The sequence below is a fragment of the Vibrio sp. TMPB1044 genome, from assembly GCF_030442075.1.
Taxonomy (GTDB): domain Bacteria; phylum Pseudomonadota; class Gammaproteobacteria; order Enterobacterales; family Vibrionaceae; genus Vibrio; species Vibrio satsumensis.
The window spans coordinates 365410-387384 of the sequence record NZ_JAUJED010000015.1 but is presented as its reverse complement, the minus strand read 5'-3'; the positions used below and the strand labels follow the sequence as shown (position 1 = coordinate 387384).

Below are 21975 nucleotides of genomic sequence, written 5' to 3'. Positions count from 1 at the left end.
GATGAAATCAGTGACTAAAGGTTGGATGGCAGCGATAGGCGTAGGGTTGTTATGGGGCTCTGAGGGCGCATTAGCTACCTTGCCATTACAAACCATTGATGCGCGATTGTTGGTGTGGCTACGCTACATGATGGCATTCTTTGTTTTATCTTTAGTCCTGATTTTCTCAGCAATGATCCACAAGAAAACTCAAAGCAAACCGAAGTTGGCGTTTAGTTGGGATAATCGGAGCGATCTATTCAAGTTGTTGGTATGTGGTGTCGTTGGCCAAGGTTTGTTTAGCTTTCTTTCGTTTCTCTCGTTGGACTATATTTCACTGTCAGAAAATGGCGTTATTCAGGGACTTGTTCCCATTGCTATCTTGGCGATAGGTCAGCTTTTTTACGGCGCTCGATTTACTCGTATGCAAATCGTCTCTAGCGGAATCGCTTTGGTTGGCGTCAGCATGTTAGTGCTAGCTCCTCCGTTTACGTCTCAAGATAGAGGAGTAAACATCGGGCACCTGATTTGTCTATTGAGTGTGCTGAGCTTTGCGTCGGTGACTCATTTGCGCGCTCAGCTTGCAGAAAAATACGGTGCAACTTGCACCATGCATTATCAATTTGGTTTTGCGGCGGTTGGATTTTTCATTTACTTACTGGTTTCAGGCCTTGATGTACCAAGCCTGTTACTAGTGATTCGCCCTTCTTGGTCGTTACTCTGCATTATTGTGCTGGGTGGCTTTGTATCAGGGCTGGGCTACATCGCATACATATACGGCATAGAGCGTGTTGGTGTTGAAGGCAGCAGTATGGCTTTAAACCTCATCCCTATGTCTGCATTTTTCATCGCTGTTTTGGTGTTTGGAGAACCCATCACACCTTTTAGGGCGCTGGCTGTTGGCTTGATTATTGTGGCAATGATGCTATTTGCTGCATCCAACAAGTCCCGCGAGATGACATCTAAAACAGTTTTAACAAATTAATTTTAAGTATTTATTGGAGTTTCCATGACTAACATTGCCAACGTTACAGAATGGCGCCGCCATTTACATCAGTACCCAGAGTTCGGTACTGAAGAGTTCATAACATCTGAATTTGTAGCGAACAAGCTCGAAGAGTTCGGCATTGAAGTTCACCGCGGTATTGGCGGAACAGGTGTGCTTGGAATTCTGAAAAATGGCACAAGCGATCGCTCGATTGGTCTACGTGCGGATATGGATGCGCTGCGCATTCATGAACAGAACACTTTTTGTCACGCTTCAAAACATGAAGGAGCGATGCACGCTTGTGGACATGATGGCCATACCGCGATGCTACTGGGTGCGGCGCAAGAGTTAGCAACCAGTAAGCAATTTGATGGCACTGTATACTTCATTTTCCAACCAGATGAAGAGCGAGGCACAGGAGCGAAAGCGATGATCGCTGATGGCCTGTTCACTCGTTGGAATATGGATGCAATTTACGCTATGCATAACTTACCGGGTATCCCTGAAGGTAAATTTGTGACTCGTCCAAGCTCGCTTATGGCAAGTGAAAGCAGTTTTGAAATTGTGATCAAAGCAACGGGCGGCCATGCGGCGATGCCACACATGGGAACCGATCCGATTGTTGTTGGAGCTCAGGTGGTCACAGCACTGCAAACCATCGTTTCGCGTAATTTGAGCGCCATTGATGAGACGGCGGTTATCTCGGTGACTAACTTTGTTACCAATGGCACCGTGAATGTGATTCCTTCGCAAGTGACTATTTCTGGTGACACTCGCAGCTTTACCGATCAAGCATTGCATAAAATTGAGAAAGCGATTGAGCGTGTTGTCGCTGGCCAGTGCATGTCGGCAGGTGTTGATTACCAATACCACTTCAACAACAGCTTCTTATCAACGATTAACACGCCTGAAGAGACGGCTCATGCAGTGAAAGCAGCACAAGCGGTTGTTGGTGAAGAGAATGTGAATGGAGCATGTGAACGCTTCACCATCAGTGAGGATTTCTCGTTCATGTTACGCGAAGTAAAAGGGTGTTATGTGCTAGTTGGGAATGGTGTTGGTGAATGTGGAGGCACTGCGCTTCATAATCCACACTACGATTTCAACGATAACATTCTGGAGCATGGTGTTGGGTTCTGGAAGACTTTGGTAGAACAACAATTGTCACAGTAAGTTGATGAAAAAAAGAGCGAGAGGCTAACCTCTCGCTCTTTTTGTATGTAACGCATTTCCAAATCTGCGAACAGTTTGGCTGTTTACTTAGCGATTCACTTGCTCAACAATCTCGCGTGTTAGGCGGGCAATTTCGTCCCACTCTCCATTTGCAACGAGTTTCTTGTCGACCATCCATGTGCCACCGCAGGCTAATACCTGAGGTACAGCCAAGTAATTATCGATGTTTGATGACGTGATACCGCCTGTAGGCATTAGCCGAATATCGCCGTATGGGCCAACTAACGACTTAACCATACTGATGCCGCCCGATGCTTCTGCTGGGAAGAACTTGAGAGTCGTTAGTCCCATCTCAAGTGCCGCTTCAACGGTGCTTGGATTGTTCACACCTGGAATGATATCGATGCCGATTTCCTGGCATGCTTTAACTGTGTTTGGATTGAATCCTGGTGATACCACAAACGTTGCGCCCGCTTCTTTTGCTGCGAGTACTTGCTCACGGTTCAAAATCGTTCCGGCACCAATCAGCATGTTAGGCTGAGCTTCTCGTAGAAGTCGGATAGCTTCAACAGCGGCGTCTGAACGGAACGTAATTTCAGCCGCTGGAAGCCCATTCTCAGCCAATACTTTGCCTAGAGGGATAATATCCTCTGCGTTATCAATGGCGATAACAGGGATAACTTTAAGTGCTTTTAGCTGTTCGTTAATTGTAGACATGTGTGCTTCTTAATATCAGTTTGAAAGAGTGTCGGTGATGTATTTTGGGATGATTGCGCCATGATGTTGAATCACCAATCTGGCTAATGCATTACCTTGGTGGCAAGCTTCTTCAATAGAACCTCCAGCGAGATAGCAAGATAAGAAACCGCCGTTAAAAGAGTCGCCAGCAGAGGTGCTATCAACCACAGTCTCGACAGGTGTCGTTGTGATTATTACGGGATCATTTTCGGGTTTTTCGCTGATCAAGCAGCCTTCAGCACCCAGCTTGACAACAACGGTTTTGACACCGAGTGCATGCAGCCTTCTTATAGTGTCTTGTGGCGTTTGATCGCTCCACAACAGTTGTTCATCATCGAACGTGACTAGGGCTATATCGGTCGTTTTATAGCCCAATAGATAGCATTCTTTAGTTGCGGCCTCTGAGCTCCACAACTTTGGTCGATAGTTACTATCAAAGGCGATAGTAACGCCACGTTCACGTAGGCCTTCGATGATAGTGAGCAACTTTAGCTGATCGCTGTGTGGCAGTATCGCGAGGGAAATGCCACTCAGAAACACCATATCAACATCACGAAGTTGGTTGGCTATCTTATCGAAATCGGGGTGCTGTACCATGTAGCGAGCCGCTGAATCGTTGCGCCAGTACAGGAAGGTGCGCTCACCAACATCGTCGAGTTGAATGAGATAGAGCCCGGGTGAACGCTGCTCGTCAATCAGCACGAAATCGGTTGATAGTCCTTCATCTTGCCATCGGTTAAGCATCTCTTGGCTGATAGCGTCTGAGCCTAGAGCTGAGACGTAACTGGTGCGTACCGCAGAAGTGCCTGTCTGGTTAGCATAGCTGGTGGCACTTCGGTTCAAGTAAACAGCGGCGTTGAGCGTGTCTCCGCCATAGCTTTGCTGCATGGTGCCAAATGGAGCGCCGTTCAGTTCAATCATGCACTCGCCGATAATCGCAATGTGGCTCATAATGTGCCCTTACAGAAAGATTGGTATTGCTAGGTATAAATGATGGAACGTGGCTACAAGGAAGGTAGCCACGTTGCTTCTTTTCCCATTAGGTTGGGAGGAAGTGTTACTTGTTGTCTAGCTTTACGAATAACAGTGTTAATACGTAAGACAGTACAAACACACCAACCACACCCATAATCGCTTGGATAAAGTTTTGTGTACCGCCTGCAAGATAAGCCGGCAAGCTGAAGACAGAAGAAAGAATGTAGCTTGTTAGGTGCGTATCGATTGTTACCGAGATTGCACCGAATACACCAGCAGCCAAACTCGCGGTCATCATCGCTTTGGTGTACTTCGTTAGTACACCAAATAGAGCTGGCTCCGTGATGCCTAAGATAGCGGTAACACTTGAGCCCATCGTAATTGAAGATTGCTCTTTAGAAACTGTCTTACGTTGCTTATGCCAGATAGCCATTGTCGCGCCTGCAATTGCCATGTTACCCAAGCACATGATCGGCATAAGTAAATCCTTACCATACAGTGCAAAGTTGTTCAGGCTGATTGGTGTCATGCTGTGGTGAATACCAAACACAATCGTAATCGGGCGAGTCAGACCAAACACAAAGCCCGTTAACGTCGGAGAGATTTCCAGTAGTGAACTCATTACCCAACCCGCGCCGTTACTTAGCCAGATACCAGCAGGGCCAACAAATGATAGCGTGATGGTCGAAGTTACCGTAAAAGCAAGCAGTGGTGTAAATACAGGCTTCGCAGAAGAAGGAACTAGACGGTCAACTAACGGAGTCACTTTGGACAATAACCAGATTGCTAGAATCGCAGGAACAATTGCGCCGCCGTAGTTGAGCAGTTCAATCGGAACTACGCCAAGAACCGTCAGCTCAGGAGCAGCGCCAGCATCTTTTAGCATCGCCGCTTTATCTACTAGTTTGGGTGCTAACATTGCGGAGGAAACAGCAAGCGCAATGTATTCGTTTACTTTGAATACTTTAGCTGCAGAGAAAGAAACCAGCATAGGTAAGAAGAAGAACACAGCAACAGAGATTGAGCGGAAGAAATAAACTGTGTCTGAGGTTTCAGAGATAACATTGGTCGCAATAAGACCAGACAACAGACCCATCAACATACCAGCGCCAGCAATTGCAGGCACGACAGGGCCAAAGATGCCTGCGACAATGCGCATTACGCCCTGGAACAGCTTGCCTTTCTCTAGCTCATCAGCCGGATTAGCGTCAGCTTGTTGAGTGTTTGATAGCGCGTTGAACCACTTCTCTACTTCAACACCGATGATGACTTGGGTTTGGCCTTGTTGAAGTACCACACCTTTCACATCAGCGATCTGCTTGATAGCCTCTTCGTCTACCAGAGACTCGTCTGCTAATTTGAATCTCAGCCTTGTCATACAGTGCGTGATACTCACGATATTGTCTTCACCACCAAGTGCAGTGATTAATAACTGTATATTTTCTTTGAAATTTTTCTTCTTCGATGATGACTTCGAGTTATTAATAACGGCATCACTCTTTTCTACCATTTGCATACTACACCTGTTATTGGAATATATTTAACTCGAGCAATCATAACGACAACCAATTTAAATCCAACGGAGTAAAAAGAGATCTCAATCACACTTAAAATCCGAAAAATTATTTTTTCACCGTTTTTGGCCAATTGGTATGTTTTGTTTATCAAAAAAAATCACTTAACGTACCAATTATTTTTACGCAAAATTAGCGCTTGAAATGTGGTTTTTAAAGCGGTTAGATAATAGGAGTTGACTTAAGTTTAGGTTATTTAATTGTGAAAGAAACTATTATATCTGATATCCACTGTATTATTACTAAACCAGACAGGCACAATCTCATTACCGTGGTAGTTGAAACGAATGAAGGCGTGACTGGGTTTGGTTGTGCGACATTCCAACAAAGACCGCTTGCTGTAAAAACAATGGTCGATGAATATTTAAAACCTATTCTTATTGGTAAAAACGCCAATAATATTGAAGACTTATGGCAAATGATGATGGTCAACGCTTATTGGCGAAATGGCCCTGTTATCAATAATGCAATTTCCGGTGTTGATATGGCACTGTGGGATATTAAAGCCAAATTGGCGGGTATGCCGTTACATCAATTATTTGGTGGTAAGTCTCGTGATGCTATTCCTGTATACACACACGCGACTAGCGACACGATGGAAGGCATTTATGAGCTGGTGGAATCTTTCCTAGACAAAGGCTACAAGCATATCCGTTGTCAGCTTGGTTTCTATGGCGGTGTTCCAACCGATTTACATACTACTCAAAACCCGACTGAAGGTTCGTACTACGATCAAGATCAGTACATGGACAATACTCTAACGATGTTTAAGTCGCTGAGAGAGAAATATGGTAATCAATTCCATATTCTTCACGATGTGCATGAGCGCCTTTTCCCAAATCAGGCAATACAATTTGCGAAGGAAGTCGAGCAATATAAGCCGTACTTCATTGAAGATATTCTGCCGCCAAATCAAACGGAATGGTTGGATAACATTCGTAGCCAAAGCTCGGTATCATTAGGTTTAGGTGAGTTATTTAATAACCCTGAAGAGTGGAAATCTCTGATCGCGAATCGTCGTATCGACTTTATCCGTTGCCATGTTTCACAAATCGGTGGTATTACACCAGCTCTGAAACTTGGTCATCTATGTCAGAACTTTGGTGTTCGTATTGCATGGCATTGCCCACCAGATATGACGCCAATTGGTGCAGCGGTAAACACGCATTTGAATGTGCATTTACACAATGCCGCCATTCAAGAACATGTCGAGTACAACGAGAATACGCACAAGGTATTCCCGAACGCTGCAGAGCCAATTAATGGCTACTTATACGCGTCGGAAATCGCAGGTATTGGTGTTGAAATCGACCGAGAGGTTGCTGCCGAGTTCCCTGTTATGTATCGCCCCCACGAGTGGACTCAAAGTCGCCTTCCTGATGGCGCGATTCACACTCCATAACTCATTGAGTTAACCAAAATGGCCGCAGATAGCGGCCATTTTTTTTGTCTGAAACTTATCGTTAGTTTTAGCTTCTTTGTCAGTCTTCGTTCCCGATGTGTTGCTGTTTCGGCCTAGCTAATCAATCAGCAAGTAATCAGAATTTTCATATCCAAACTATTAGTATTACCTCTCACATGCCTTCAATTAACTGACTTTAAATAGTTCAGTAATAATAAGCTGACTATCATGAAAATACTTCATTATAAGTGCACATTAATTTACCCACTTACTAGGGTTTTCTTTTCGATAAAAGTTTAAGTTTAAGTTTTATTTGATCGGTTCATGGAAAAGTAATGATGTACATTAATTATTACTGTTAATATTTATAATATGGCTTCGTTAACCTTTAATTAATTTAAATAAATAGCCTGATAGTTATTAAAACGGTTTAATATGATTTTAAATTAAGTAGTTGAGCGTATTGCTATAAATTCATCCAAGTTTGACTGTTATTTAACCTGTGTTGTGCAATAGAGGTTATTTTAGCTTTTAACTTTGCGTTTTACATTTAAGGTGTTGAATTTAAAGGTTATTTTAATAAATATAAAACAGTGATTTAGGTCTGCAATTCCAGATGGATAATATTGTGAGTGAGGAGTTAATTAGTCAATATATGCCCTAGAAATCGAGTCGAATACTGTCCATATATTTCAACTTGAAATTCAAAAAGTTGCTATGCAACTAATAACAATAAAATAATATTAGGGTTTATATGAAAAGCACATTCAAACTGTCTTTAGCTGCTGTTTTAGTTTCTTCTGCAATGGGGGCTCATGCAGGCATTGCCATTGTTGATACAGAAGAAGGTAACTTCTCTGTTGGTGGTAACGTTGAGCTGAACTTCAACTACCAAGATAGAGAGTCGAATGATAATGGTAACGCAGAGTTCAACCAAGATGGTCGAGTTCTGATTGAGTTCGCTGGCGAAAAGTACACCAGTAATGGTCACTATGTTGGGGTTAAAGCGCAGCCTCTATTTGAAAGCACAGGCAATGTCGCACTCGATGATGCCTACTTTGAGTTCGGCAAAAAAGACGGGTGGGCGATCAAAGCGGGTCGTTTTGAAGCCTACGATATGTTCCCTGTAGGCCTCGATGTTTTCCTAGAGTATTCAGGTGATACCTCAAATGAGCTTTATACGGGTGGCAGCGCTTATGTGTACCAGATGAAAGAAGCTCGCGGTCGTGGTTCTGATGGTCAGTTGATGTATAGCCAAAGTTTTGGGGATCTGTATGTCGAAGTAGGAACGATGATCGGCGATCGCTCTGACTTGTTCTCTGATAGTTACCATGGTGTGGACGTAGACCACGACAACGCCAAAGATGCCTTCCTTGTTCGCCCGGTTGTGTCATATAAAATGGGTGATTTTACTGTTGCAGCCTCAATGGAAACTAACTTAGTTAGCGATGCAGTTGTCGACACCTCGGGTAAAGATATCTCTGACCGAACTGGCTACGGTCTAACAGGTAATTGGTCTAATGATTCTTGGAGCGTTAACGCTAACTTTGCTTACTTAGATGCTGTCGATGAAACCAATGCAACTGCGGGTTTGAACGCGCTTTATAACAACTTCGGTATCGGTTACATCTATGGTGCGAACGAATATGATTCCACATGGGCGAAAGGTGATGTGACGGTTAACACGGGTTACGCATCTTATGAGTTCCAGAATGTGCTCGAAGTACAAGACTTCTCTGTTCTTCTTGGTACTTACTACACGACGGTCGACAACAAAACGACCAATACATCTGCGTTCTCTGAAGACGATGATTTTGGTGCTCGCGTACGTTTGTACTACGAATTCTAATAACAGTTGATTCAATTCTCCTGACAACCCGCCACTGTGCGGGTTGTTGTTTTTAGGGAGATACGGAAACTAGAGAAATTAAACGTGGGAAGACAAAGTAGCTGAATACAAATCAAACTGTTACTTTTTGTCTCGGAAGCTCATGCTCTCATTGTTAAAAGGCGTGTGGTAGGTGCATTGGTAGTTGATGTCAATGATATCGCTGACGATGAACAGCTCACCCGATGCTAAGAAACCTCGGTTGGTGATATTCATCGCTGCCGCATTTTTTTTGCAGCCGAGCAACTCTGCATCTTCTTTAGAAACGTTGATCGCTTGATACGTTGTTAAGTAGCTATCGATCTGAAGGCCTTTCGCCAATGCATGTTTCTGGATTGAACTTTCAATGATCTCGGCATTCATTTCTGGAAAGACGCTAACAGGGATCTTGGCTTCTTCTATCTGAACTACTTTGTTGTTAATCAATCGAAGCCGTCTAATTTTCCAAATGTAGTCATTGTCGTCTAAAGAAAAAATCTGCTGTTCATGGTTATTAGGTAGCGCTTTATTTAGCTGGAGCTTTTTATAAGAGATCTCTTCAAAACTGTTTTCAGTAATGGAGTTGTACACCAGTGGTGTGCCAATGAGAGAAGTGTTGACGAAGTAACCAGAACCCACTTTAGATTTCACCATGCCAATAGCTTCTAGCTTGGCTAGTGCTTTACGAATCGTGAAACGAGATAATCCATATATTTCAGACAGTTCTCTTTCTGCAGGAAGCTTATGGCTGATACTGTTTTGACAAATTTTGCTCACAATATCTTGAACAACTAATTCATATTTTTTCATTCTAAAAACTTAAAAAAGCACTCATGGTGATTAAATTATAGTTAACTAAATCAGAGACTCAGCGCATTCCGAACTAGCCGATAATTCTAACATAGAAGGCTGATTAGATGATGAGAAATAGGGTGTTTTGGAGGGTGAATTCGAGGGTTATATCTAGGGGTGTGACTTCATTCTCTTTCTCGATTAGATAAGGGGGAGATAGAGGTATTAGGCAAGCAGATAATAAAAAGCCACAGCATTTACTGTGACTTTTAAACCTGACTTGAAGAGGCTTAAGCGGTTGCAGATGCTAGGGGGATCATCTGCAACGCCTAATATCTAATGAGTGTGGCTGCTATTTGCCCACGAAACCGTTGTACAACATGTAAAGGTGCGCTGCACTCCAAGAGAAGTTATTCGCGCCCTGAACCTCACCCGTTTCTGGGTTGTAGTTCTCCTGAATCGGGGTGGCTTCTGTTAGGCCTTGCGCATTTTGGAATAGCTTGTCGACCATTTGACGCGCTTCTACACCGTACCCATAGTTGTCCATACCGCGCACACCAAAGTAGAACTGATCTAGCCACACGCGACCACGCCAGTAAATATCTGGGCCGTAAGCCGGGTTGTCCATTGATGCCGTACCTAGCGGAATCTTAGGTGAGTTAAACTTGCTAGTATTTAGCATGTTTTCCACGACTTTGTCCGCGTGTTCTTGCGTCGCTGCGTTGTTGAATAGCGGTGACCAACCTTCAGGACCCATACCGCGTTTCACCAACACCGGACCTGCACATTGATTAGGGAGTCCATTTGGTATTACTTCGATATCGTAGTAGAAGCCCGTTGACTCATCGTACATACAACGGTTGATGTACTCTTTGGTGTCCGCTGCTTTTTCTGCAAACTCAGCGGCTTTGTCTGCTTTACCCAGTACGTCGGCGATTTGCGATAGGTATAGGTTGTCTGAGTACCAGTAAGAGGCCTGATCTACTGACTCTTGCATCAGTGAATAACCTGATAAGTTGTTTGAATCGTCTGTGTTCTCGTTGAACTTCACTTCCCAATCTTTCTTCGCCTGAGTCAGCTTGTTCATATTCTCAACTGAATCATCGAGGTAAGTCACCACTGAACCGTCTGTGCCCATAGCGATGTCATACGTATTGTCGAAACCATTAGTGTCATGAGCGTAACGACCCATTTGGTCTATCACTTCCGCTTTTTCTTGTGTCGGTTGTTCAGATAATCCTTGTAGGTTATCGATAGTGTCGATAAAGCCGAATACGCCTGCGTTATCACGCCCTGATTCCCAACCCGCTGCAACTTTCGCAGGTATGCTCATTGCTGTGTAATCACCAGAAGTCAGTAATTCATTGTACTTCTCGATACTCGTTTCTTTGATCCACGTATCGCCATTCGCTTCGTCTTTATATTGGAACTTCATGTCGTCCACAAACGCATCTGGTCCCCAAGAACCGTTATTCACATCATCTTCGAAAACGGTATGAATTGGGTCTTTCGCTGCGCCATATTCCGGTATTCCGTTCTTGTTGGTATCACGAGCGCGTAACCACCAATCGTGGAATGCCACTAGCTTCGGATACATTTCTTCTAGCCACTTCTGCGCTTCTTCGGGACGGTTATGTTCGTCTTTCAGTGCCGTATACACTTCCCAAACAGCCCATGCAGCCAGTGATGGCTTAGTATTACGTTCGTTCCAATTCAGGCCATCAGTCGCTTGAGGGAACACTTTTTTGTATTCTGCAGACATGCCTTCCCAGCGTTCAGCTGGTAGGTTGTAAGTCACGACATCAAGTAGGTAGCCCTCATCCCAAGGACGGACTGGATCATCAGACTGCACTTGGTATTGGAATACAGTGCGAATGTTTTCCATCGCTACATCTGGGTTGAAGTGTGACATTGCGTAAGCTTGTTTCCACGTATCCCATGGCCATGTCATGTTGCCTGAGAAGTAAGGGGCCGTAACGGAAGGCGTAACTGTGTCGTGGTCAATCGCACCCGCAGCACCACGCCAGTTCGCGTTCAATGTTTCCATTGCTTTTACTGCAACAAACTCATGCTCTTTTGAAGCCGCATCGTTGGTGAGACCGTTTTCTAGGTATTCTTCCCAGCGCATTGCTGAATCGTGCATGTAACCTTTTGGATCGGCCATCACTTTATCCAGTTTTGCAAACTCAGACGCTTGTTCTTTGGTGTTTTGAACGTGAGTGTAAGCCGTGTATAACGTGATCTCTTCGCCATCACCTAGAGAGGCCGTTTGCACGAAACCTTTCTTGTCGTCATTGATGGTAGAAGTTTCTGGTTTGATAGAACGCGTTACTTCGAACTTTGAATCGCCAGATGTCAACAATGACCATGAATCACGAACTGCGCCAAAAGAGACTTCTACACCACTGTCTGTCGCTGTAATTTCACGGGAGTAAGTTGGGTAAGCTTCTTCAACACTACGGACTGTGCTGTCTTCATTCTTGTATGCCGTGCCATCATCCGCACGATAGTTTTGCATCAACTCACCATCCCATTCACCTTGAATATCTAGCTTATTTGGGTTTTTGATGGTGGTTTTTACAAGAGAAGTACGATTAGTCACAAAACGCATTTCTAGCTCGGCTTCGATACCGTTATCGCCTGTATACGTTTGAATCAACGCACCTGGTTGTGAGTATGCGTTTGTCAGTTCTAGCGGCATTGGCTGGCCGTCGACAGTCAGAGCCAAACGGTCAAAACGTGCAGCCATGAATGATACGTATTCTTCGGTCAATAGCGCTGTACCACCTAGCGTGATTTCACCACCTTTGGTGTCTAACGTGTGGCCATGCCATGAGCCGTTATCGAACATTGGAATGTAGCGCAGGTGGCCGCCGTGCAAATCACGTAACGCCACTGGTACACCTGCACGATCGATGGTGTTGTGGAATTCGGTTGCTTTAAGTGGAGCATCCACATTCGAGCTATTATCACTACTATTGCATCCGCTTAGTGTTAGAGCAACCCCGACAGCAATCGCACATAAAGACGTTTTAAACTGCATGTTATATCCTTCATTTATTGGTTTTTGAATCTGATCAGGCGAAAAAAGGTCGAGGCATGCCCTGCCGAGTTTCGTGAAGAAGATTCAGCCTTATTTATTTCACTTATTGGTATGAGAAAAGAGCGCTATTTGCGTCTATTCTTTCTTTATTCAACTTGTTTAAATAACAAGTTATTAATTATTGAATAATATTGTAGCCTTGATGGATTACGACTAGATTCTTTCTCAATCAAATATAATTTGTTATTAGTGCGTGTTAATCATTATTCGTTTGCCATCGATATGGCTTTTAATAATTCACCGTCAATATTTGGAATCGTATCAGAAAGAAATATCTGATTGCCTGGTGTGTAGGTCATTAACACATTTCTGAGCCGTTCACTGCCTTCTCCATTCTTGTTTTGTACATCAAACTCAATCAGTTTGTTGTACACCTCGTTCGCCAGCTTCTCTTCTTGTTCTTCAGTAATAGCAATGCGTCCTATACAGATCGGAGGGCGCACGTCATGGCTGAATACTTCATCTCTAAAGCGCTTAGCAAACAACGTATCAAGCTTAGAACCTTCTTCAAAAATAAAACGGCCTTGATCTTTGAAGCGGTATTGATCTTCGCCTTTTAATTCTACGTAGTCCATCATTTCTAATGCTCGAAAATATATGGCTACTGACGTATGACTCAGTTGATATTTATTGGCAATATCTTGTGGTGACCATTTTTTTCGTCGCAATAGATACAAAAAATCAAACAAGTACGGATATTGATGGAATATTTCACTATTTATATCAGTAATAAACTGTTCGTTCTCTTGCTGTAACTGTTTGCCTCGCATAGATAATTCTACTAAGTCAGTATCTAAATGAGTCGCGTACGAGAGTATTTTATCCAGCCCTAAAGACGTGTTGTGCAGTTGTCTTTTAATGGTTGAGAGAGGAATTCCCATCCCAGCAGAGAGATCGGAATAACAAATCCCCTTCTCTTTGATTTTTTCTCGTAAAGCAGCAAGTAAATACGTTGCAGAATTATTCATCTAACAATGCCTGTTCTATTTTTGTCAGCATCCCTGATAATAAATTCAAGAGAATCCTACCCTTGTGATTTTGGTTCCAAATATTTTCAATATTAACTATGAGTTGAGTTTTGCAAATTTGAGAATTTTACTTGTTGTTTATTGAACAAGTTTTACTCAATGTTACTAACGTTTAACTCATTATCAGTATGGGGGTGAGTATAATTGTTTTGATGCGTAAAATTAAGTTCATATCGGTTTTTAGTAAAAATTTTCTTACGAGAGATTAATTTGTTGGGTGGGAAGTATCAATAAGTTGTACTTGGGAATTTAGTCTAGATTGATATCACAAAGTATTCTTGATTAACTGGTATTTTATTGAGGAGGTGACCAGTAAAAATATTGTTATAAGGAGTAAGGAGGTTAGTTAAATGGAGAGTGTAATTATTGAAGCGTAATCATATTATATAGTTATTCCCCAAACTTCCTATATATTTATCCTATTTATTACTCGATCTTAAAATTACTTGGTATCTCACCTTTCTCTCTTTGCTTGATAGGCGGAAGGATGAGATTACCTGCAAGCAGATAAGAAAAAAGCACATCCAATAGGACGTGCTTTGAATGTTTGAGCTTTCTGAGTCGCGAGCTACATGGCTAAGTTTTCATTTCTTAACTTGGTGAGTGCTTTTAGATGGCTTTGTCTTTTGAATTCGCTAGCGGGTTATGACAGAGCAAGATTATTCGATCTTAGATATTACGCTTCAATTGGGATACGCAGATGCCTCACAATTTATATGAGCGTTTAAGCGATCGAACGGATAACACCGCTTCAATGGAAAAAGAACAAAAAGAGTGCAGGTGATGACATAAACGTATAACGCTTATAAAGCACCGACCATATTCCCATCTGAAGCTGATTTATGTTGATGATTGACTCGTTAGTGAATATTGAGAAGGCCGTCGTAATGATGGTCTTTTTTGTACTCTATTGGTTGTATATTCTACTCGAGACTTTTAATTTATAAACGTTCGCTATGAATCTTGATGCGTGGCACTTTGTGTCTTTTTTCCATCAATAACATGGCGATCACGGGAGTATGTATGAGTTCTAATGAAATCAAAAATGTGGTGTTTGATGTGGGCAATGTCATTGTGCGTTGGGCACCTCTGGAAATTGCCCGTCTTACTTTTGGTGATACTGAAGACTTGGAGTCTCGAGCTCGTTCTATTTTCCAAAGCACGATTTGGTTGGATTTGAACAAAGGATTCTTGACCGAAAGTGAGGCCAAGCTTCGTTATCAACAAGAACTCGACTTATCCCCGTTAGAGTGCGAACGCTTGTTTTATTACGTTAAGCAAACGCAGATTTTACTGCACGGTTCAGTTGAACTCATCGAGCGTGTAAAGCGATCTGGGTATGGTGTGTATGCGCTTACCGACAATGTGGTCGAGATTGTTGATTACTTAAAAAATACCTATCAATTTTGGGCGTTGTTTGATGGTGCGGCAGTCTCCGCTGAGCTTGGTATGCTTAAGCCACAACCTGAAATCTACCAAGCGCTTTTATCTAATTATGGGCTTAAAGCTTCAGAAACCGTCTTCCTCGATGATATGCCTTATAACGTTGAAGGTGCGAGATCTGTGGGTATGGCTGCTATCCAGTTTACTGATGCCGTTCAGTGTGAAAACAGCTTGCAGGCGCTTGGCGTTAATTTAATAGATTGACACCTTGGCAAATGAGTTAAATTTGAGGATGTAGAAAATGAAAAGATACCCACCTAAGTCTATGGTTACATTCTTGTTTTTGACCATGTCGGTGCTGGTTTTAGTCGTGGCTTTCGTGCTTCAAATTCGCGGTGAGCAAGCATGTGATGGTTGCTATGAATCAGATAAAGGACAGTTCAAGTTTGTCCTTTACGATGGAACTTCACCTGCGATAATTCCAAGTATTCACAACGAGCTATTACTCAAGCAGGCTCCTTTGATGAAGAGCTTCGGCCTGGACTCAATACCGGTCATAACAGTGAGAGTATGGCAAAGCCAAAAGGCCTACTTAGATGAGCAAGAGCGTAGCATTGGACAGCGATATGCGTTTTCTACAGGCTACATCGAGCCTAAAAGTAATGAAATCAGGCTGCTTTATTTTGGTGGTGAAATTCAACGAACAGCATTGCATGAATTTGTGCACTTACTGACACTTCAAATCAACCCCAATTTTGCGAATAACCCTCGTTGGTTGTGGGAAGCGGTGGCTATCTATAAATCTGAAGATTATTGGTTCCACATGAATAACAGGAATGCCATCAAAGCCCGTTTTGATGGGCTTGTTCAAGAGTTATATATCAACCCTAATGGTGGTTCAACAATCTATGAAGTCGGTTATACCATCGGTGAGTTTATCGAGCGTTCTTGGGGGGAGGAGGCTTTTATCAAGCTCATAAAGAGTAACGGTGATGTATCTGGAATAACGAATGAGCCGATAGAGTCGCTATTTTCAGGGTGGAAGGGTTTTGTGAAAAATACCTATCTTAGTTCACCACAAAGCGAGTATGAGAAGGCTTTAGATCGGAGCCCATTACAGGCCTCAGAGCAGTGAATGAGATGAACTGTGTAGAAAGTTAATCGTACGATAGAACAACGCTGTTTATTAGATTAAGAGCCATGTTATTGAAACATGGCTCTTTTTGTTTTTAGATTTGGATACGCAACTTGCTTGTTTAGTCGTGGGCTTGTTCGGCATTCAAGTGTCGAATCAGCTTTGCTGGTGTGCCGCCGTACAAGCAGTCTGGTGGTACATCACTGTTGACCACAGAGTTGGCTGCGATCACAGAGCGAGCACCAATGGTCACGCCTTGGTTAATCACCGAGTTTCCACCAATCCAGACATCATCTTCGATTGCGATAGGTAGACAGAAAGTTTCCCACTTGCGACGACTGAGGTGGTTCAGTGAGTGAGAGGCAGTGTAAAACTGGACACTTGGTCCCACCAATACATTGTTGCCAATTTTGATGTTGGAGCCGTCAAGCATCACCACATTCATGTTGATGAAGGTGTCGTCACCAATCTCGATGGTTTTGCCAAACTCACAATGAAAAGGGGGCTGGATTAAGCTGCTGCTACCAACCTTACCAAATAGCTGCTCTTGCAATGTGTGTTGCTGGTCTGGGTCTTGGTGGCTGTTGAAAGCCATTAGCGACTTTCTGGCATTGGAACGCACGGTTTCAATTTCTTGGTCTGCACCATCATATACTTGCCCAGATAGCATCTTTTCTAGTTCAGTTTTAACGTTTGTATTACTCATGCTTACCCACTTTCCGAGAGTCTCGGTCTAAATGACGAATACTGCAAGATTAGCGATTTTCGGGCATAAAAAAAGAGAAAAGCCTCAGCCTTTCTCTTCCTGTTTTTCTACTTAGCAATCAAGATTGCTTAAATTAGATTTGCTCTACAAAACCCATTAGGTGCTGTTTCACTTCATCTGAAGTAAACGCACTTTCTACAGAGTACTTGTAGATTTCTACGTAATCTTCTTTTGTTAAGCTGAATGTTTCACACACACGCTTCACTTCGTTAGTCATGGTTGTGTTCGACACAGTGCGGTTATCTGTGTTGATCGTTACAACGATGCCGTCTTTCTTGAATTCAGCAATTGGGTGGTCGCTGAATTTGTGAATACATTTAGTTTGAACGTTACTTGTTGGGCAAGTCTCAAGTGCAACTTGCTTCTCTTTAACGATGTTGTACGCGTCTTCGTTACCTTGGATGTGAACACCGTGGCCGATACGCTCAGCATCCAACATAGTTACTGCATCGTAAACGTTTTGACCATGCCATTGCTCACCAGCGTGCACGGTAATGCGGTAGCCTTTTTCAAGAGCGTATTGCGTGTATTCAGGGAATTCAGCGCAGAAACCTGGCTTTTCGCCACCAGCGATATCAAATGCAACCACGCCTTTACCTAGGTAAGGTTGGCCTGCGTCGATTACGTTTTTGATAGAATCTTTAGGGAACATACGCAGTACAGACATGATGTAGTTGCCCTTGATGTCGTATTTCTCTTCAGCACGCTTCATGCCTTTAACTGCGCTTGCAATGATCGTATCAAGAGACAGACCTTTATTTACGTGCAGGATTGGTGCAAAGCGAACTTCTAGGTACTTAACGTTTTCTAGTGCAGCGTCTTCGTAAAGCTCGAAAGAGATACGTTCAATCGCTTCTTCAGTCTGCATCACTTGCAGTGGCAAGCTGAAACAAGCCAGGTACTCATCTAAGTTTTTGCAATCTTCTGGCACCGTTAGAGATTGAACAACCGCATCGCGATCTTCAGGCAGTTCGATTCCGTACTGTTTCGCCAGATCAATAATGGTGTCTGGACGAACACTTCCGTCTAGATGGCAGTGCAAATCAATCTTAGGGAGTGCTAGAAAATTCATGAGTATTCCTTAGGTCTATTATTTTTTTGAGTTATTAACTCATAGGTTACATGGGCTTAAATTAACAAGTTTGTGATATGATTTAAAGTGACATAAAGTCATCATTAATCTGAATCTAAGGAATATCATGGTAGATGTTAAGAGCTTACTCAAATGTGATATGAATTTACTGCTGTGTTTACACGTGTTGCTTGAAGAGCGCAGTGTGAGCAAAACGGCAGAGCGATTGTTCCTTAGTCAGTCTGCGGTGAGTAAGCAACTCACCAAGCTACGCTCTTTGTTTGATGACCCTTTGTTTGAACGCGAGTCAAAAGGTCTGTTTCCAACCCCGAAAGCCACCTCTTTAGCGCCTAAGATCCATCAGATCCTTCTGCAAGTTGAACAGCTAACCGTGCCGGATATCTTTGAACCGAAAGATAGCGAACGCACTTTTAATATCGATCTTGTTGAAACCGCTTATACCGCGATTTACCCTAAATTTATGCCTAACGCGCTGGCAGATGCGCCGAACATTACGGTAAACAGCACTACTTGGAGCAGCGAAACTTTTAAGCGCTTACTAAAGCGTGAGGTCGATTTTGGGATTGGAATTTTTGAGCTCGATGAAAGGGCGAGTACCCACATTCAAAACATTCCTGCCGAGCTGAACCATGTCGAATTGCTGCAAGATTACTCTGTGTGTTTGATGCGCAATGATCACCCAGTGCTTCAAGAAGAGTGGAATCTGCAAGCCTTCCTTAAATACCGTCATATTCAGTTAGTGACCGGTGGCGTTGGCGACTGGTTGCTACTGGAAATCTTACAGGCCAAACAGCTTCAAATTAACAAAGCCGCCAACGTGTCGGACATCACCAGCGCAGTAAAGCTTTGTAAGCAAAGCGATTTGCTGATGTGTTATCCGTACAACTCGGTTCGTGACTATATTGAGAGTGGCGAGCTGGTGATGAAGCCGATTCCCATTGAGTTGGTTCCCGGTGGTTTGTTTTTGCTTTGGCATCGTTACTTTGACTCTGAACCAAGCCACAAATGGCTTCGCGACCTCATTGTTAATAAGACTCAAGAACCTCAGCTGTAAACTTCAAGCTACGATGATCAAAGCGGCGAAATAACTTTTTGAAATTTATTTCGTCTTTTTAGAATGAGCATCGTCTTACTACGGGTGCTAAATGCCCGGCAAGAATGAGATATCTAAATGAATTCAATGCCATTGATTCCGCAGCAAGTAATTGAAGAGGCTTGTGAGTGGGCGATCATGCACGGCGTCGCTTTTCGTCAGTCAGATAATACCGCTAGGCATTGCCCTTTCAGTATTGCGCCAATGACCATGGAGCGCGAGGTTTTTGAACACCTGTTGAAGGTGACGCCGCTGATCACCAAGCTCATCAATAATGTTTCTGAAGACCACGACTTTTTACAGTCATCATTGAGCGATATGGCGAAAGCCGACCCGTTTTTTGGTCGCTTGATGGAGTTGCACCGACAAGCACACGGCAGTGCGGATGAGCGCTTGAATCCAGCGCGACAACCTTTGTTGATGATGCGTACTGATTTTATGGACGATCGCCAACACGGTGCAAAAGTGATTGAGTTTAATGGCATTGCGGCAGGAATGGCGCCTTTTGGTCAACGCGCTACAGAGTTCCACTCATTCATGCAAAACCAATGGCCAAACGTTTATAACCATTGGTTGGAAGAATTGTCAGCAACACCAGCTGAAAACCAAGGCTTAACGCAGTTGGCTTATGGTATCGCTAATGCTGCAAGGCAAGTGAAAACCGATTTCGATGAGCAAGATAAACCAGTTTTCTTGATGGTGGTTCAGAAGAACGAAGACAATGTATATGACCAACATTTGCTTGAAGTTGAGCTGCAAAAACAGGGCATTCGCACGGTTCGTCGTACCTTTGAACAATTGAGCTGTCAGCTTTCAACAGGAGATAACCAACGTTTGTTGCTGCAAGATGTTGGTGCGGTCGATGTGGTTTATCTAAGAGCTGGCTATCAGTATTCAGATTACTGGGCTCCAGAACTCAACGAATCGATTTGTTGCCACACACTAAGTCAGACTCGCTTGTTTATGGAACAACACCATGTCGCAATGAACGCGACCATCAGCCAACAGTTAGCGACCAGTAAAACCATGCAAATGCTGCTGACCATGATGTCAGCAACAGAATACACACGCTGGAGTTTAACGTTAGAAGAAGCCGAATTGGCCAAGAGTGTATTAGCCGATATGAAGCCAATCACCAGTGAATCAATAGAGTGGTTTAACACGCAAGCTAATAAGCAAGAGTGGGTGTTGAAAAACCAAGGTGAGGGCGGCGGTCACTGCGTATTTGGTGATGACATCAATGAACAATTGAACCAGCTTAAACCGGAAGAATACGACGCTTGGGCTCTGATGCAACGTTTGTATCCACATGAACGTGATGTACCAACCATTGCGGTGCGAGATACTCAACAAACGTTGGTTGATGATCTTGTGAGTGAGGTTGGGCTGTTCACTGCCTATTACCAAGGTGAGCCAGTCACTCAGCTTGATGGTTATGCGGGATACTTGATTCGCAGTAAACCTGCTAGTGAAAACGAAGGCGGGATCCATAGTGGCAAAGGGATTTTAGACTCGTTGGTGTTGATTGATTAACTCATTAGGTCTCTATAAAAACCAGAACATATGTTCTGGTTTTCGTTTCGGATCCAAGTAATTGTTTTGGTACTTGCTCCAACGGAGTTAGCTAACGTCGACAACTTTTCTTTGTTTGATACAACTGATATATGGTTATCAAATTAGTGATGATAAAAGTACTCTCGACCAATGAGCCGCCAATAGATCCGAGCCAGATATTATGGCAAACCCAGCAGAAGGAATTGAACAAAATTAGGCTGCGAAGAGGAATGCCTTGCTTTGAAAACAGCGCCCATGTAGCGACAGATGAGCCGATTACGGTGAGCAGTTCGAAGAAGTGGGTAATATTGGGGAGTGTCATCAGCCACATTAGTCCAATAAAGAACCACATCACTTTGCGGGACTGAGTTTTTATTGAAGCAAAACTTCGGATGGCGTTGATGATTACACCAATAGCAGCCACGGTTGCCCCCATAAGTGCGAAATGAGCACTCATGATGAAACAGAATGTCATCATCTGATAGCGGAAACGTATGTCGTCTTTTTGCCAAAAAGCCATTACGCCAACGAAAAATGCAATTCCGCCAATCCCCTGCGCTAGCCAGTTTTCCATATTTAGCCTTTATTTTTAAGATGATATAGAACGCGATTAAATATTAACTTTGAATGAATAATGCTTACCCATAAAATAACCCTCCAAAAGGAGGGCTAGATATAACGTTAAAATGCTATTGCATTAGGTTTAATTGACTAACTTAACAGCTTCACGAGTTAAATGAGCCAGTTCTTCCCAATTGCCTTCTTCAATCAGCTTCTTATCCACCATCCAAGTACCGCCACATGCGAGCACGCGAGGTATCGCTAGGTAGTCTTTGATGTTGTTTGGGTTAATGCCACCTGTCGGCATGATCTCAATATCCGTGTAAGGAGCAAGAAGCGACTTAACCATGTTGATGCCACCTGATGCTTCAGCTGGGAAGAACTTCAATGTGGTTAAGCCCATTTCTAGAGCGGCTTCTACTGTGCTTGGGTTGTTGACTCCAGGAATGATATCGATACCAATTTCTTGGCAGGCTTTTACCGTGTTTGGGTTAAAGCCAGGAGAGACGACGAACGTTGCGCCCGCTTCTTTAGCCGCGATCGCTTGCTCACGATTGAGTACAGTGCCTGCGCCGATCAACATATCTGGTTGTGATTCACGAAGTAGACGAATAGCTTCGACAGCAGCCTCAGAACGGAACGTAATTTCTGCTGCAGGTAAACCATTTTCAGCTAACACTTTACCCAGAGGGATGATGTCTTCAGCGTTGTCGATAGCGATCACAGGGATAACTTTCAGTGTTTTTAGTTGTTGTTTGATGTTCATTGGTA

18 protein-coding genes are annotated in these 21975 nt (G+C 43.3%); 8 read left to right on the top strand and 10 right to left on the bottom strand.

The features are described 5' to 3' along the window. Position 1 precedes the first annotated feature (1 nt). Both QQ041_RS11040 and QQ041_RS11035 read left to right on the top strand, forming a co-directional pair. Entirely contained in the window at positions 2-964 is a 963-nt protein-coding gene (locus QQ041_RS11040; RefSeq protein ID WP_229633406.1) for an EamA family transporter, read from the top strand. A gap of 24 nt (positions 965-988) precedes the next feature. Next, complete coding sequence (locus QQ041_RS11035) at positions 989-2140, top strand: M20 aminoacylase family protein (protein WP_060980735.1); 1152 nt, start codon at positions 989-991, stop codon at positions 2138-2140. Positions 2141-2227: 87 nt separating this feature from the next. Here QQ041_RS11035 and QQ041_RS11030 read toward each other — a convergent pair whose 3' ends face one another. The 3 genes from QQ041_RS11030 to QQ041_RS11020 all read right to left on the bottom strand — a co-directional run bounded on the left by QQ041_RS11030 (position 2228) and on the right by QQ041_RS11020 (position 5369). After that, complete coding sequence (locus QQ041_RS11030) at positions 2228-2857, bottom strand: bifunctional 4-hydroxy-2-oxoglutarate aldolase/2-dehydro-3-deoxy-phosphogluconate aldolase (RefSeq protein ID WP_285953928.1); 630 nt, start codon at positions 2855-2857, stop codon at positions 2228-2230. Between the two features lie 15 nt (positions 2858-2872). Beyond that, entirely contained in the window at positions 2873-3829 is a 957-nt protein-coding gene (locus QQ041_RS11025; RefSeq protein WP_285953927.1) for a sugar kinase, read from the bottom strand. 106 nt (positions 3830-3935) lie between these two features. After that, positions 3936-5369, bottom strand: a complete 1434-nt coding sequence (locus QQ041_RS11020) for a PTS transporter subunit EIIC (RefSeq protein ID WP_055319980.1) — start codon at positions 5367-5369, stop codon at positions 3936-3938. Positions 5370-5629: 260 nt separating this feature from the next. On the opposite strand from QQ041_RS11020, the gene QQ041_RS11015 reads away from it, so the two are divergent. Both QQ041_RS11015 and QQ041_RS11010 read left to right on the top strand, forming a co-directional pair. Then, complete coding sequence (locus QQ041_RS11015; RefSeq protein WP_004732372.1) at positions 5630-6829, top strand: enolase C-terminal domain-like protein; 1200 nt, start codon at positions 5630-5632, stop codon at positions 6827-6829. A gap of 754 nt (positions 6830-7583) precedes the next feature. After that, a complete protein-coding gene (locus tag QQ041_RS11010) occupies positions 7584-8678 on the top strand; it encodes a carbohydrate porin (protein WP_146491120.1) in 1095 nt (364 codons plus the stop codon). Between the two features lie 120 nt (positions 8679-8798). On the opposite strand, the gene QQ041_RS11005 is transcribed toward QQ041_RS11010, so the two are convergent. From QQ041_RS11005 to QQ041_RS10995, 3 genes are all read right to left on the bottom strand, one after another. Beyond that, a complete protein-coding gene (locus QQ041_RS11005; protein ID WP_146491119.1) occupies positions 8799-9506 on the bottom strand; it encodes a GntR family transcriptional regulator in 708 nt (235 codons plus the stop codon). A 334-nt stretch (positions 9507-9840) separates the two neighbouring features. After that, on the bottom strand, positions 9841-12531 hold the full coding sequence (gene ygjK, locus QQ041_RS11000; RefSeq protein ID WP_285953926.1) for an alpha-glucosidase: 2691 nt from the start codon (positions 12529-12531) through the stop codon (positions 9841-9843). A 263-nt stretch (positions 12532-12794) separates the two neighbouring features. After that, entirely contained in the window at positions 12795-13559 is a 765-nt protein-coding gene (locus QQ041_RS10995; RefSeq protein ID WP_086714731.1) for a transcriptional regulator, read from the bottom strand. 1083 nt (positions 13560-14642) lie between these two features. Between QQ041_RS10995 and QQ041_RS10990 the strand changes: the two genes are divergently transcribed. Then, complete coding sequence (locus QQ041_RS10990; RefSeq protein ID WP_146491117.1) at positions 14643-15266, top strand: HAD family phosphatase; 624 nt, start codon at positions 14643-14645, stop codon at positions 15264-15266. Between the two features lie 37 nt (positions 15267-15303). Next, positions 15304-16137, top strand: coding sequence for a hypothetical protein (locus QQ041_RS10985; RefSeq protein WP_285953925.1), 834 nt, complete (start codon positions 15304-15306; stop codon positions 16135-16137). Between the two features lie 121 nt (positions 16138-16258). Here QQ041_RS10985 and QQ041_RS10980 read toward each other — a convergent pair whose 3' ends face one another. After that, positions 16259-16843 carry a sugar O-acetyltransferase gene (locus QQ041_RS10980; protein WP_146491115.1) on the bottom strand — a complete coding sequence of 195 codons (585 nt, stop codon included), beginning with the start codon at positions 16841-16843 and terminating at the stop codon, positions 16259-16261. A 133-nt stretch (positions 16844-16976) separates the two neighbouring features. Next, positions 16977-17975 carry an adenosine deaminase gene (add, locus tag QQ041_RS10975; protein WP_285953924.1) on the bottom strand — a complete coding sequence of 333 codons (999 nt, stop codon included), beginning with the start codon at positions 17973-17975 and terminating at the stop codon, positions 16977-16979. Positions 17976-18102: 127 nt separating this feature from the next. On the opposite strand from add, the gene QQ041_RS10970 reads away from it, so the two are divergent. After that, the gene (locus QQ041_RS10970; RefSeq protein WP_017061092.1) at positions 18103-19050 is read left to right on the top strand and encodes a LysR family transcriptional regulator; all 948 of its coding nucleotides are present in this window, start codon (positions 18103-18105) and stop codon (positions 19048-19050) included. 117 nt (positions 19051-19167) lie between these two features. After that, positions 19168-20622, top strand: coding sequence for a glutathione synthase (locus QQ041_RS10965; RefSeq protein ID WP_285953923.1), 1455 nt, complete (start codon positions 19168-19170; stop codon positions 20620-20622). Between the two features lie 91 nt (positions 20623-20713). Here the strand turns inward: QQ041_RS10965 and QQ041_RS10960 are convergent, their stop codons facing one another. Both QQ041_RS10960 and QQ041_RS10955 read right to left on the bottom strand, forming a co-directional pair. Beyond that, complete coding sequence (locus QQ041_RS10960; protein WP_285953922.1) at positions 20714-21217, bottom strand: YgjV family protein; 504 nt, start codon at positions 21215-21217, stop codon at positions 20714-20716. A 129-nt stretch (positions 21218-21346) separates the two neighbouring features. Further along, positions 21347-21970 (bottom strand): bifunctional 4-hydroxy-2-oxoglutarate aldolase/2-dehydro-3-deoxy-phosphogluconate aldolase, encoded by a 624-nt coding sequence (locus QQ041_RS10955; RefSeq protein WP_285953921.1) that lies wholly within the window; start codon positions 21968-21970, stop codon positions 21347-21349. Between the last annotated feature and the right edge of the window lie 5 nt (positions 21971-21975).

Coding starts and splice junctions, on each gene's coding strand:
- QQ041_RS11040 (WP_229633406.1), top strand. CDS start 2: ATGAAATCAGTGACTAAAGGTTGGATGGCAGCGATAGGCGTAGGGTTG.
- QQ041_RS11035 (WP_060980735.1), top strand. CDS start 989: ATGACTAACATTGCCAACGTTACAGAATGGCGCCGCCATTTACATCAG.
- QQ041_RS11030 (WP_285953928.1), bottom strand. CDS start 2,857: ATGTCTACAATTAACGAACAGCTAAAAGCACTTAAAGTTATCCCTGTT.
- QQ041_RS11025 (WP_285953927.1), bottom strand. CDS start 3,829: ATGAGCCACATTGCGATTATCGGCGAGTGCATGATTGAACTGAACGGC.
- QQ041_RS11020 (WP_055319980.1), bottom strand. CDS start 5,369: ATGCAAATGGTAGAAAAGAGTGATGCCGTTATTAATAACTCGAAGTCA.
- QQ041_RS11010 (WP_146491120.1), top strand. CDS start 7,584: ATGAAAAGCACATTCAAACTGTCTTTAGCTGCTGTTTTAGTTTCTTCT.
- QQ041_RS11005 (WP_146491119.1), bottom strand. CDS start 9,506: ATGAAAAAATATGAATTAGTTGTTCAAGATATTGTGAGCAAAATTTGT.
- ygjK (WP_285953926.1), bottom strand. CDS start 12,531: ATGCAGTTTAAAACGTCTTTATGTGCGATTGCTGTCGGGGTTGCTCTA.
- QQ041_RS10995 (WP_086714731.1), bottom strand. CDS start 13,559: ATGAATAATTCTGCAACGTATTTACTTGCTGCTTTACGAGAAAAAATC.
- QQ041_RS10990 (WP_146491117.1), top strand. CDS start 14,643: ATGAGTTCTAATGAAATCAAAAATGTGGTGTTTGATGTGGGCAATGTC.
- QQ041_RS10985 (WP_285953925.1), top strand. CDS start 15,304: ATGAAAAGATACCCACCTAAGTCTATGGTTACATTCTTGTTTTTGACC.
- QQ041_RS10980 (WP_146491115.1), bottom strand. CDS start 16,843: ATGAGTAATACAAACGTTAAAACTGAACTAGAAAAGATGCTATCTGGG.
- add (WP_285953924.1), bottom strand. CDS start 17,975: ATGAATTTTCTAGCACTCCCTAAGATTGATTTGCACTGCCATCTAGAC.
- QQ041_RS10970 (WP_017061092.1), top strand. CDS start 18,103: ATGGTAGATGTTAAGAGCTTACTCAAATGTGATATGAATTTACTGCTG.
- QQ041_RS10965 (WP_285953923.1), top strand. CDS start 19,168: ATGAATTCAATGCCATTGATTCCGCAGCAAGTAATTGAAGAGGCTTGT.
- QQ041_RS10960 (WP_285953922.1), bottom strand. CDS start 21,217: ATGGAAAACTGGCTAGCGCAGGGGATTGGCGGAATTGCATTTTTCGTT.
- QQ041_RS10955 (WP_285953921.1), bottom strand. CDS start 21,970: ATGAACATCAAACAACAACTAAAAACACTGAAAGTTATCCCTGTGATC.